The organism is Streptomyces cinnabarinus, from assembly GCF_027270315.1.
Classification (GTDB): Bacteria; Actinomycetota; Actinomycetes; order Streptomycetales; family Streptomycetaceae; genus Streptomyces; species Streptomyces cinnabarinus.
This window is the reverse complement of the sequence record NZ_CP114413.1, coordinates 3,416,487-3,428,355: the sequence shown is the minus strand read 5'-3', so window position 1 is coordinate 3,428,355 and position 11,869 is coordinate 3,416,487. Positions and strand designations below refer to the sequence as shown.

At 71.8% G+C, this 11,869-nt stretch carries 10 protein-coding genes; 7 read left to right on the top strand and 3 right to left on the bottom strand.

The window, feature by feature from the left end; all coding sequences use genetic code 11:
- Positions 1-90: 90 nt before the first annotated feature.
- The 4 genes from STRCI_RS15335 (at position 91) to STRCI_RS15320 (ending at position 7,285) form a co-directional block, all read left to right on the top strand.
- The gene (locus STRCI_RS15335; RefSeq protein WP_269659507.1) at positions 91-2,727 is read left to right on the top strand and encodes a CocE/NonD family hydrolase; all 2,637 of its coding nucleotides are present in this window, start codon (positions 91-93) and stop codon (positions 2,725-2,727) included.
- Complete coding sequence (locus STRCI_RS15330; protein ID WP_269659506.1) at positions 2,724-3,578, top strand: ABC transporter permease; 855 nt, start codon at positions 2,724-2,726, stop codon at positions 3,576-3,578. Before STRCI_RS15335 ends, STRCI_RS15330 begins: the two co-directional genes overlap by 4 nt.
- A gap of 147 nt (positions 3,579-3,725) precedes the next feature.
- The gene (locus STRCI_RS15325) at positions 3,726-5,252 is read left to right on the top strand and encodes a vWA domain-containing protein (protein WP_269659505.1); all 1,527 of its coding nucleotides are present in this window, start codon (positions 3,726-3,728) and stop codon (positions 5,250-5,252) included.
- A 113-nt stretch (positions 5,253-5,365) separates the two neighbouring features.
- Positions 5,366-7,285 (top strand): AMP-dependent synthetase/ligase, encoded by a 1,920-nt coding sequence (locus STRCI_RS15320; protein ID WP_269659504.1) that lies wholly within the window; start codon positions 5,366-5,368, stop codon positions 7,283-7,285.
- A 58-nt stretch (positions 7,286-7,343) separates the two neighbouring features.
- Here the strand turns inward: STRCI_RS15320 and STRCI_RS15315 are convergent, their stop codons facing one another.
- Together STRCI_RS15315 and STRCI_RS15310 are read right to left on the bottom strand one after the other, a co-directional pair.
- On the bottom strand, positions 7,344-7,754 hold the full coding sequence (locus tag STRCI_RS15315; protein ID WP_269659503.1) for a rodlin: 411 nt from the start codon (positions 7,752-7,754) through the stop codon (positions 7,344-7,346).
- Between the two features lie 235 nt (positions 7,755-7,989).
- Positions 7,990-8,391, bottom strand: coding sequence for a rodlin (locus STRCI_RS15310; RefSeq protein WP_269659502.1), 402 nt, complete (start codon positions 8,389-8,391; stop codon positions 7,990-7,992).
- Between the two features lie 251 nt (positions 8,392-8,642).
- Between STRCI_RS15310 and STRCI_RS15305 the strand changes: the two genes are divergently transcribed.
- The 3 genes from STRCI_RS15305 (at position 8,643) to STRCI_RS15295 (ending at position 10,478) form a co-directional block, all read left to right on the top strand.
- Positions 8,643-9,059, top strand: coding sequence for a rodlin (locus tag STRCI_RS15305; RefSeq protein ID WP_269659501.1), 417 nt, complete (start codon positions 8,643-8,645; stop codon positions 9,057-9,059).
- A 274-nt stretch (positions 9,060-9,333) separates the two neighbouring features.
- Complete coding sequence (locus STRCI_RS15300; protein ID WP_269659500.1) at positions 9,334-9,561, top strand: chaplin; 228 nt, start codon at positions 9,334-9,336, stop codon at positions 9,559-9,561.
- A gap of 131 nt (positions 9,562-9,692) precedes the next feature.
- A complete protein-coding gene (locus STRCI_RS15295) occupies positions 9,693-10,478 on the top strand; it encodes a chaplin (RefSeq protein WP_269659499.1) in 786 nt (261 codons plus the stop codon).
- Between the two features lie 78 nt (positions 10,479-10,556).
- Here the strand turns inward: STRCI_RS15295 and STRCI_RS15290 are convergent, their stop codons facing one another.
- Positions 10,557-11,822 (bottom strand): carboxylate--amine ligase, encoded by a 1,266-nt coding sequence (locus STRCI_RS15290; protein WP_269659498.1) that lies wholly within the window; start codon positions 11,820-11,822, stop codon positions 10,557-10,559.
- Positions 11,823-11,869: the final 47 nt, after the last annotated feature.

Genomic DNA, 11,869 nt, shown 5'->3' with positions numbered 1-11,869 from the left:
GCCGAGCGGTCCCCGTACGCCCCTGGTAGGTCAGCCGGTTCGGCCTGCGGTCGATAACTCTCCGACAGGTTCACCCCGTACCGTTGAAACATGGATCTTCGACTGCGAGGGCCGTTCCGGCGGCCCCGGCGTCTGCTGGCCGCCGGGGCCGCCGTCGTCGTGTTCGCCGGTGCCGGCACCTGGACGGCGGTCGCCTCCGACGACGGGCCCGCGGTGCGCCGCGCGGACCGGGTGATGTCGGTGAACGGCGTACGTCTTGACACCTCGTACTTCACCACCGCCGGGGACGAGCGCCGCCCCGCCGTCCTGCTGGGCCACGGCTTCGGCGGCAGCAAGGACGATGTGCGCGAGCAGGCCGAGGAGCTGGCCGCCGATGGGTACGCGGTGCTGACCTGGTCGGCCCGCGGCTTCGGCAGGTCCACCGGCGAGGTCGGCCTCAACGACCCGAAGGCCGAGGTCGCCGACGTGTCGAAGCTGATCGACTGGCTCGCCGAGCAGCCCCAGGTCCGGCTCGACAAGGCGGGCGACCCCCGCGTCGGCATGGCGGGTGCCTCCTACGGCGGCGCGATCAGCCTCCTCGGCGCCGGGTACGACGACCGCGTCGACGCCATAGCCCCGGCGGTGACCTACTGGAACCTCGCCGACGCCCTCTTCCCGAACGGCGTCTTCAAGAAGCTCTGGGCCGGGATCTTCGTCAACACCGCCGGCGGCTGCGACCGGTTCGAGGCCACGCTGTGCCGGATGTACGACCGGGTCGCCGAGTCCGGCACCCCGGACGCCGAGGCCCGCGAGCTGCTGGAGGAGCGCTCGCCGTCCGCCGTCGCCGACCGCATCAGGGTTCCCACGCTGCTGGTGCAGGGGCAGACCGACTCCCTCTTCCCGCTCGGCCAGGCCGACGCCGCCGCGAAGGCGATCCGGGCCAACGGCGCCCCCGTCGACGTCGACTGGATCGCGGGCGGCCACGACGGCGGCGACATGGAGGCCGACCGGGTCCGGGCTCGCGTCCAGGGCTGGTTCGACCGGTACCTCAAGGGTGACGAGGCCGCCGACACCGGCCCCGCCTTCCGCGTCACCCGCACCGGCGGCGTCGACTCCACCGACGGCGAGGCCCAGTTGCGGGGCGCGAGCGGGGACAGCTACCCCGGTCTGGGGAGCGGCCCGAAGTCCGTCGCCCTGACCGGCCGCGAGCAGAGCTTCGCCAACCCGGCCGGTGCCGCACCGCCCGCCATCTCCGCCCTGCCAGGGCTCGGCGGGGGCGGCGGCCTCGCCCAGCTCTCCTCCCTCGGCGTCGGCGTCTCCCTCGACTTCCCCGGCCAGTACGCCCGCTTCGACTCGGCCCCCGTCGCCGACGACCTGCGCGTCACCGGCTCCCCGACGGTCACCGTCCATGTGAAGTCCACCGGCGAGGACGCCGTCCTCTTCGCCAAGGTGTACGACGTCGGCGCCGACGGCACCCAGCAGGTGCTGCCGTCCCAGCTCGTCACCCCCCTGCGCGTCGAGGACGCGAAGTCCGGCAAGGACGTGACGATCACGCTCCCCGCCGTCGACCACGAGATCGACAAGGGCCACCGGCTCCGCCTGGTCCTCGCCTCCACGGACCTCGGCTACGCCTCCCCGACCGCCCCGGCCACGTACACCGTCTCCCTCAAGAGCGACCTGACCGTGCCCACGGCCCCCGGCGTGAGCACCGCCGCCGCGCCGCTGCCCGCGTGGGTCTGGTGGCTGCCGATCGCCGGTGTGCTGGTCGCCGCGGCCCTGCTGCTGACCGCCCGCCGCCGCACCGCGGGCCCCGCCCCCGACCCCGAGCTGGCCGACGTCCCGCTCCAGATCACCGAGTTGAGCAAGAAGTACGCGGGCGGCGACCGCTACAGCGTCCGCGACCTCTCCTTCCGTGTGGAGAAGGGCCAGGTCCTCGGGCTGCTCGGCCCGAACGGCGCGGGCAAGACGACGACCCTGCGCATGCTGATGGGCCTGATCGGCCCGGACGGCGGCCAGATCCGCGTCTTCGGCCACGCCATCCGCCCCGGCGCCCCGGTCCTCTCCCGCGTCGGCGCCTTCGTCGAGGGCGCGGGCTTCCTGCCGCATCTGTCCGGCCGGGAGAACCTGGAGCTGTACTGGGCCGCCACCGGCCGCTCCGCCGAGGACGCCCACCTGGACGAGGCCCTGGAGATCGCCGGTCTCGGCGACGCGCTCGCCCGCGCGGTACGCACCTACTCCCAGGGCATGCGCCAGCGCCTGGCCATCGCCCAGGCCATGCTCGGCCTGCCCGACCTGCTGATCCTCGACGAGCCGACCAACGGCCTGGACCCGCCGCAGATCCGCGAGATGCGCGAGGTGATGATCCGGTACGCGGCCGCCGGACGCACGGTGATCGTCTCCAGCCATCTGCTGGCGGAGGTCGAGCAGACCTGCACCCACCTCGTGGTCATGGACCGCGGCCGGCTCGTCCAGGCCGGCCCCGTCGGCGAGATCGTCGGCTCCGGCGACACCCTGCTCGTCGGCACGGCCGCCCCGGTCGAGGAGCCGGTCGCCGAGAAGGTCGCCGCCCTGCCGGGCATCGCCTCCGCGGTACGGACCGACGACGGACTCCTCGTCCGCCTGGACGCCGACGGCAGCGCGGCCCGCCTGGTCGCCGAACTCGTACGGCTGGAAGTGCCCGTGGAGTCCGTCGGCCCGCACCGCCGCCTGGAGGACGCCTTCCTCACCCTGATCGGAGGTTCCGCATGAGCACGCTCACCGAGGTCGCCTCCGGCTACCAGGCGGGCCGCACCCTGCCGCTGCGCGTCGAACTGGTCCGCCAGCTCAAGCGCCGCCGCACCCTGGTGATGGGCGCGATCCTGGCCGCGCTGCCCTTCGTCCTGCTGATCGCCTTCGCCATCGGCGGCGAGCCGGGCGGCCGCGGCGACCGCATCACCCTGATGGACACGGCCACCTCCTCCGGCGCCAACTTCGCCGCCGTGAACCTGTTCGTCTCCGCGGGCTTCCTGCTGGTCATCCCGGTCGCCCTGTTCTGCGGCGACACGGTCGCCTCGGAGGCCGGCTGGTCCTCCCTGCGCTATCTGCTCGCGGCGCCCGTGCCCCGGGCCCGGCTGCTGTGGTCCAAGCTCGTGGTCGGGCTCGGTCTCAGCCTCGCCGCGATGATCCTGCTGCCGGTCGTCGCGCTGGCCGTCGGCACCGCCGCCTACGGCTGGGGCCCGCTGGCCATCCCCACCGGCGGCTCGCTCGACGCGGGCACCGCCGCGCAGCGCTTGGTGGTGGTCGTCGGGTACATCTTCGTCTCCCAACTGGTCACCGCGGGACTGGCGTTCTGGCTGTCGACGAAGACCGACGCCCCGCTCGGCGCGGTCGGCGGCGCGGTCGGCCTGACGATCGTCGGCAACGTCCTGGACGCGGTGACCGCCCTCGGCGACTGGCGCCACTTCCTGCCCGCGCACTGGCAGTTCGCCTGGGCGGACGCCGTACAGCCCACCCCCGAGTGGTCCGGCATGATCCAGGGTGTCGCCGTTTCGGTAACGTACGCCGTCGTCCTGTTCGCGCTGGCCTTCCGCGGTTTCGCCCGCAAGGACGTGGTGTCGTAGGTCAACGGAAGATCACCTACCGGTCTCGACGGCCCTCCGCCGTGCCCACTTCGAGACCCACCCGCAACGCTCTGTGTCGCACGTTCCGCCCCCTTGCCCCGTCACAGTCACAGAAGTCGACGTCAACGGACCAAGGGGGAACGGACGATGGAGCGACGACGGTGGCGGCGAGCGGTCCTCGCACTCACGGCGGCGGGCCTGCTGCTGACGGGCTGCGGCGCTAGCGACGACAACAGCGCCCAGGAGACCACGGACAAGAGCGACGGCTACCACCCGGCCCCGGCCCCCGACAGCGGCCAGTACGGCGATGAGAGCGGCGAGCGGTCCGACGACTCCTCCCGGGAGGTCGCCCCGGCCCCCGACCATCTCTCCACCTTCGCCCTGGACGTCGACACCGCCTCCTACGGCTACGCCCGCCGCACCCTCTCCGAGGGCCGCCTCCCGGACCCCTGGACGGTCCGCCCCGAGGAGTTCGTCAACAGCTTCCGCCAGGACTACGACCGCCCCGACGGCGACGGCTTCTCGGTGACCGTGGACGGCGCGCGCACCGACCACGAGGACTGGTCGCTGGTCCGCGTCGGCCTCGCCACCCGGGCCGCCGAGGACGAGGGCGAACGCCCGCCCGCGGCCCTGACGTTCGTCATCGACATCTCCGGCTCGATGAGCGAGGAGGGCCGCTTGGACCTGGCCCAGGACTCCCTCGGCGTGATGACGGACCGGCTGCGCGAGGACGACTCGGTCGCGATCGTGACCTTCAGCGACGAGGCGGAGACGGTCCTGCCGATGACGCGGGTGGGCGGCAACCGCGACGAGATCCACGACGCGATCGACTCCATGGAGCCGACCTACTCCACCAACCTCGGCGCGGGCGTGGAGCGCGGCTACGCCACGGCCACCGACGGTCTGCGGGAGGGCGCGACCAACCGCGTGGTCCTGATCTCCGACGCCCTCGCCAACACCGGTGACACGGACGCCGACACCATCCTCGAACGCATCGAGGGCGCCCGTAAGGAGTACGGCATCACCCTCTTCGGCGTGGGGGTCGGCAGCGAGTACGGCGACGCGCTGATGGAACGCCTGGCCGACAAGGGCGACGGCCACACGGTCTACGTCTCCGGCGAGGCCGAGGCCCACAAGGTGTTCAGCGAGGAACTCCCGCGCAACATCGACCTGACGGCCCGGGACGCCAAGGCGCAGGTGGCCTTCGACCCGGAGAACGTCGAGGAGTTCCGCCTGATCGGCTACGACAACCGCCAGGTGGACGACGAGGACTTCCGCGACGACTCGGTCGACGGCGGCGAGACCGGTCCGGGGCACACGGTGACCGCCCTGTACGCCGTCCGTACGGCGCCGGACGCGCGGGGCCACCTGGCCACGGCGACCGTCCGCTGGCTGGACCCCAAGTCCCGCGCCCCGCACGAGGAATCGGAGCAGCTGGAGTCCGGCACCCTGGCCGACACCCTCTGGAGCACGAACCCGCGCTTCCAGGTAACAGCGGTGGCCGCCTACTTCGCCGACGCCCTGCGCCGCGGAGGCGACGAGTGGGCCTCCCTGCCCGGCGCCCCGGGCCTGGACGAACTCGGCGAGCGGGCCGATGAGTTGGCGGAGCGCACCGAGGACGACGAGGTACGTGAACTCGGTGAGGCGATCGACCGGGCGGACCGCATGATGTGACCGCGGGTCTCCCGGCCGTACCCATTGACCTCAGGCTACGCGTGAGTAAGTTGACCCTTGAGTAAGGCGAAACCCCGCAAGTCCGAGCCGCAGAGTCGCGACCGGGAGCCGTCATGGGCGTACGCAAGGATCTGAAGCGCGCGAAGCACCGTACGGACCTGCTGACCCGCACCAGGGTCGAGGTCACCAGGGGCGAGGACGGCACGGTCCGCGAGGCCCGTATCCCGCCGCTCGCCCCTCCCCGCCCCACCGGCACCCCGGCCGACATCCCCTTCACCAATGCCGCCGAGGCACCGGAGGCGGTGGTCCTGCGCCGCAGGACCGAAGGCCGTTGGCAGCCCGTCACCGCCACCGCCTTCGCCCAGGAGGTCACCGCCGTCGCCAAGGGCCTCGTCGCCGCGGGGCTGGAACCCGGCGGCCGGGTCGCGGTGATGTCCCGCACCCGCTACGAGTGGACCCTGCTGGACTTCGCGATCTGGGCCGCGGGCGGCCAGTCCGTGCCGATCTACCCCACCTCCTCCGCGGAGCAGGTGGACTGGATCGTCCGCGACTCCGGCGCCGGCCACGTCGTCACCGAGACCGCGGACAACTCCGCCACGGTGACGACCGGCACCGCGGACCACCAAGTCGCCCCGCGCATCTGGGAACTGGACGCCGGCGCCCTCACCGACCTCACCGTCCTCGGCCGGGACGTCCCCGACGAGGAGATCACCAAGCGCCGTACGACGCTCACCGCCGACACCGTCGCCACGGTCTGCTACACCTCCGGCACCACCGGCCGCCCCAAGGGCTGTGTGCTCACCCACGCCAACCTGTACGCCGAGGCCGCCAACACCGTGGAACTGATGCTGCCGGTGTTCCGCGAGGTCACCCGCCAGATCCCGTCCACCCTGCTGTTCCTCCCGCTCGCCCACATCCTCGGCCGCAGCCTCCAGATCTCCTGTCTGATGGCCCGCATCGAGGTCGGCCACTGCCCGAGCGTGAAACCCGACGAACTCCGCCCGGCGCTCAAGGAGTTCCGCCCGACCTTCATCGTCGGCGTGCCGTATCTCTTCGAGAAGATCCACGACACCGGCCGCGCCACCGCCGAGAAGATGGGCCGCGCCGCCTCCTTCGACCGCGCCGACCGCATCGCCGTCCGCTTCGGCGAGGCGTATCTGAACCGCTTCCTCGGCACCGGCAAGGGCCCAGGACCCGGCCTGTACGCCGCCTGGGCCCTGTACGACCTGCTGGTCTACCGCCGCGTCCGCAAGGAGCTCGGCGGCCGCATGCGCTACGCGATCAGCGGCGGCTCCCCCCTCGACCGCAACCTCAACCTGTTCTTCTACGCGGCCGGGATCATCATCTACGAGGGCTACGGCCTGACCGAGACCACCGCCGCCGCCACCATCGTCCCGCCCCTCAAACCCCGCCCCGGCACGGTCGGCCCCCCGGTCCCCGGTACCGCCGTCCGCATCGCCGACGACGGCGAGGTCCTGATCAAGGGCGGCATCGTCTTCTCGTCGTACTGGAACAACCCGGCCGCCACCGACGCCGTACTGGAGGGCGACTGGTTCGCCACCGGCGACCTGGGCTCCCTCGACGAGGAGGGCTATCTCACCATCACCGGCCGCAAGAAGGACCTCATCGTCACCTCCGGCGGCAAGAACGTCTCCCCGGCGGTCCTGGAGGACCGGCTGCGCAGCCGCGCGCCCGTCGGCCAGTGCCTCGTCGTCGGCGACAACCGCCCCTTCGTCGGAGCCCTGATCACCCTCGACCCCGAGGCGATCGCCCACTGGCTGTCGGTCCGCAAACTCCCCGCGGACACCCCGCTGTCCGAACTCGTCCGCGACGAGCGCATCCGCGCCGACGTCCAAAGGGCCGTCGACTACGCCAACGAGGCGGTCTCCCGGGCCGAGTCGATCCGCGCCTTCACCCTGGTCGGAGGCGAGTTCAGCGAGGAGAACGGCATGCTGACCCCGTCCCTGAAGGTCAAACGGCACACGGTGATCCGGGCCTACGAGGAGGAGATCGAGGCCCTCTACCGCGGCTGAGGCACAGCAAAGCGGGCCACCGGGAAAACCCGGTGGCCCGCCGCTACGCGGTGGAGGCTCAGCCGTTGCCCGCGCCGTTGCCCGACAGGGCCGAGATGTCGTCCAGGATGTGCGACAGGGGCTCGTCGCCCTTGGCCTGGGTGGAGTTCTCGACGCACTGCTGGTTCTGCGGCGCCGACAGGATCGGCACGTCCTGCAGGACGCCGACGGCCACGACACCGAGCAGACCCTGGGCGTTGAGCTTCGCCGGCAGGCCGATGCAGGGCTTGTTCAGCGAACCCTGGACCAGCGAGAGCTGCGGGCTCATGTCACCGAACGTGGCCGAGTTGCCGAACTCCTGCTTGGCGCCGTTGCCGCTGGCGGACGTGGTGCCGTTGTCGTCGCCGATCGCGAGCGCCGGCGCCGCGGTGGCCGCCGAGACACCGGCGACGGAGGTGGCGATAGCCGCGGTTGCCCACAGCTTCTTCATGTTCGTTCCCTTCGAAAAGCGGACTCCGGGGGAGGAGCTGCATGATCGTCAACGCCCTCACCCCCGAGAGGGTTGCGGGCTTTGCCCCGATTGGCCCAGCGCGCACGCCCCGCCCCGAGCGCCCTCGCGAGCGGACCCGCGCGCTCCCGCGGGCCGGGACCGGGAGTGAACGCACAACAGCGGGCCGCCGGTGATCCGGCGGCCCGCTGACGGGGGCTCAGTGCAGCCCGGTACTTCAGTGGTTGTCGAGGCCGTTGCCGGCGAGGACGGAGATGTCGTCCAGGATGTGCGACAGGGGCTCGTCGCCCTTGGCCTGGGTGGAGTTCTCGACGCACTGCTGGTTCTGCGGCGCCGACAGGATCGGCACGTCCTGCAGGACGCCGACCGCGCCGAGACCGAGGATGCCCTGGAGGTTGGCCTTGGCCGGCAGACCGATGCAGGGCTTGTTGAACGAGCCCTGGATGAGCGCCATCTGCGGGCTCATGTGGCCGTACGTGGCGGAGTTGCCGAACGACTGCGACGCGCCGTTGCCGCTGGCGGACTTGGTGCCGTCGTCGTTGCCGATGGCCATGGCCGGCGAGGCGGCCCCGACGACGGAGGCGGCGACCGCGGCGGAAGCCAGAACCTTCTTGATCACTTGCTAGTCCCTTCTGGAGAAACCCCGTCCACCGGAGCGCTCTGGTCAACTGCCGCGGGCCCGCTTGGTTGCTGCCATTCACTCCGATGGCGCACATCGGCATTCCGTGAATTCCGTGCGCCGAACGGCCCGAACGGGTGAAGTGGCGAAACCAATCCTGGCGCACCGGGTTGATGCGGAGGCAGGAACCTGCGCCTCGCCTCAGGGTGTGTCCGGACCCACGGCGCTCCTGCCCAGGAAAGGAAAAGCGAATGTTCAAGAAGGCAATGGCCGCCGCCGCGGTCACCGCGTCCGTCGTCGGAGCGTCGGCCGCGGCCGCCCCCCAGGCGCTTGCCATCGGTGATGACAGCGGCACCACCTCCGCCAGCGGCAACCACGCCGAGTCCAAGTTCGGCAACTCGGTGACCAAGGGCGACATGAGCCCGCAGGCCAGCCTGGTCCAGGGCTCGGTCAACAAGCTCTGCGCGGGTGTGCCGGTGAAGGCGAACCTCCAGGGCATCGTCGGCATCCTCGCCGCCGTCGGCGTGGCCCAGGACGTGCCGATCCTGTCCGCCCCGCAGAACCAGCAGTGCGCCGAGAACTCCACCCAGGCCAAGGGTGACGAGCCGCTGTCGCACATCCTCAGCGACATCTCGGCGCTGTCCGGAAACGGTCTCGGCAACGGCTGACGATTCTCGCCGATCGAACAGAACCGCCCGGTGATCCCCTTTCCCCAGGGATCGCCGGGCGGTTTCTTCATGCTCGCCGCGAGATGCGCATGTGGTTCTTACGTGTCAATTCTGTGAAGGCGAACGAGTGAAATAAGCGGCGACTCGCGTTCCGTAGTTTCTTCGTCTGTCTATCCCTCGTTTAACAGCCTGCCGGTCATGGTGCGAGCCGTTCCTGTTGTGCTCGCTCGGCTTCGGCCGACAAAGGGGCATGACCGCAGAGAAGGGATAGTTCATGAAGAAGAGCGCTGCTGTTGTCGCGGGTGCCCTCATGGCCGTGGGCATGGCCACGCCGGCATTCGCCGACTCGGGTGCGGGCGCTGTCGCCGAGCACTCCCCGGGTGTCCTGTCGGGCAACGTCGTGCAGGTCCCGATCAACATTCCGGTCAACGTCTGCGGCAACACCGTGAACGTCATCGCGCTGCTGAACCCGGCGTTCGGCAACACCTGCATCAACCGCTGACGACTCAACGCACCAGCCGCTCGGCTTGTGTCACGGCCGGCCTTGGACACCTTCTCCCCGTTCCGAGGCCGGCTTCTCCCACTTCTACCAGCAGGAAGACAACGAGATTGCGACAGACCCTGAGTAGGGGAATGGTCGCGGCCGCGGCCGCGACAAGCATTCTGTCCCTCTGCGGCGCTCCCGCCCTCGCCGACACGAGCGCGAACGGGACCGCGAAGGATTCGCCCGGTCTGCTGTCCGGCAACGACGTGTCGGCGCCGGTCGACGTTCCGGTCAACGCCTGCGGCAACACCGTCGACGCGGCCTCGGCGCTCAACCCGTCCTTCGGCAACGACTGCGCCACGGCCGGGGACGCGGATCGGTACGGCGGCCACCACTTCGACGAGGACCACGACCAGGACCACGACGAGGACCGTGACCAGGACCGAGGCCGGGACCACGGCGACCATCACGCGTCCGGCAGCTCGGCGCACGGGAAGAGCGAGGGCTCGCCCGGTGTCGGGAGCGGGAACGGGGTGCACGTTCCGGTCGAGGCCCCGGTGCAGCTGTGCGGGAACACCGGCGACGTGATCAGCGGGCTGAACCCCGCGTTCGGCAACGACTGCGGCGGTCACGAGGACTCGTCGGACGGCGGCTACGGCGACACCCCGCCGACCAAGCCCCCGACGACGAAGCCGCCCACGAAGCCGCCGACGACGCCGCCGACGACGAAGCCGCCCACCAAGCCGCCGACGACGCCTCCCACGACGCCGCCGACGACAACGCCCCCGGCTCCCCCGGGGCACCACGGGCCGCCGCCGCAGATGGCCGACACCGGTGCCGGAGAGGCCACGCTGGCCGCGTCCGGTGCCAGTGCCGCGCTGATCGTGGCCGGGGCCGTGCTGTACCGACGAGGCCGGGCCGCGTCCCGTCGGTGAACCGAGCGAAGGTGCCGGACGTCCACAGCGTCCGGCACCTTCGCCGTTTTCCGGAGCGGCACCACTGCGGGTCGTGGGTCAGCGGGTGTTCGCCTTCTCGTCGTCGGTCACCCGTGGGGGCAGCTGGCGGACCACCCGGGCGTCGGCCGGGGCGGCGGAGCGGCTGAACAGGCGGCGCAGCCGGGACAGGACGCGGCGGGACGCGTGCCGCGTCCACAGTGCCCACATCGCCCAGCCGGGCTTGCGGTCGTCCCTGGCGTACCAGGCCGCCTCGCGGCCCGCCCGCACCGGGCGCAGCGCGGTCAGTGGCGCGTAGCTCTCCACCACGAACAGCCGGCCGGGTCGCTCGGCCCCCGCCGGCAGCGGACGGTGGGTCAGATCCAGGTGCAGGGCCCGTACGACGTCCAGGTCCGCGGTGTCCGTGAAGAGCCGGAACTGGGCGCCGGGGCGCGGGTTGAAGTCCAGCAGGTGGTACCGGCCCGTCGTGCCGCAGCGGCGGAAGTCGAGGTCGAGGATGCCGCGGTAGCCGAGCCCGGAGACCAGGCCCTCCGCCAGCGCCCGTACCTGGGGGTCGGGGGTCCAGCGGCCCGCCGCCGTCAGGCCCGCGCCCCGGGGCCAGGACAGGTGCTTCACTCCGGAGCCGCCCGCGCGGAGGGTGCCCGCGCGGTCGGCGTACCCGTGGAAGAACCAGTCCAGGTCCGGGCCCGGTGGCAGATAGGCCTGGAGGAGCAGTCGGCTGCCCGCCTCCGCCGAGCGGGCGTACAACTCCCCGGCCTGCTGGGCCGAGCGGAGCACCGTCGTGCTGCGCAGTCCGCTGCCGGGCGGCAGCAGCCAGGGGCGGCTCCACTTCGCCACCACCGGCAGGCCGAGACGCCAGGCCGCCGCGGCGGCCTCGGCCGCGCTCACCGGGACGACCGTCCGCGGGTGCGGTACCGCCGCCGCCGCGCACAGGCCGGCCAGTTCGGCCTTGTCGGCCACCCGCTCGGCCAGTGAACCGGGCTGCTGCGGCAGCAGATAGGCGGGGGACAGCTCCTCGCGCAGCCGGTTCACGGCGACCGCGCCCGCGTCGTCCATCGGGATCAGCACGGCCGGCCGGGCGATCCGGGCGGCCACCCGGCGCAGCACCACCGCGACCTCGGCCGGGGTGGCGCCGGGCGGTGGCGGCGGGTGGAGCTGCGTGACGAAACGCGAGGCGCGTACGGGGGACGCCGTGCAGTCGGCGACCACATGCACGGACACGCCCGCCCGGCCCAGCGAGCGCACCGCGCCGAGCGTTCCGTGGTGAAAGGGATTCCGGTCGATCCGCAGCAGCACGGCGGGGACCCGGGTGTCGAAAAGCGACACGGATTCAATTCCTTCGGTCGGGCGAGCGGGGGCACTCGAAAGCCGTA

What these genes read in the sequence shown, in the direction of transcription:
- STRCI_RS15335 (WP_269659507.1), top strand. Translation starts at nt 91, where the DNA reads ATGGATCTTCGACTGCGAGGGCCGTTCCGGCGGCCCCGGCGTCTGCTG.
- STRCI_RS15330 (WP_269659506.1), top strand. Translation starts at nt 2,724, where the DNA reads ATGAGCACGCTCACCGAGGTCGCCTCCGGCTACCAGGCGGGCCGCACC.
- STRCI_RS15325 (WP_269659505.1), top strand. Translation starts at nt 3,726, where the DNA reads ATGGAGCGACGACGGTGGCGGCGAGCGGTCCTCGCACTCACGGCGGCG.
- STRCI_RS15320 (WP_269659504.1), top strand. Translation starts at nt 5,366, where the DNA reads ATGGGCGTACGCAAGGATCTGAAGCGCGCGAAGCACCGTACGGACCTG.
- STRCI_RS15315 (WP_269659503.1), bottom strand. Translation starts at nt 7,754, where the DNA reads ATGAAGAAGCTGTGGGCAACCGCGGCTATCGCCACCTCCGTCGCCGGT.
- STRCI_RS15305 (WP_269659501.1), top strand. Translation starts at nt 8,643, where the DNA reads ATGTTCAAGAAGGCAATGGCCGCCGCCGCGGTCACCGCGTCCGTCGTC.
- STRCI_RS15300 (WP_269659500.1), top strand. Translation starts at nt 9,334, where the DNA reads ATGAAGAAGAGCGCTGCTGTTGTCGCGGGTGCCCTCATGGCCGTGGGC.
- STRCI_RS15295 (WP_269659499.1), top strand. Translation starts at nt 9,693, where the DNA reads ATGGTCGCGGCCGCGGCCGCGACAAGCATTCTGTCCCTCTGCGGCGCT.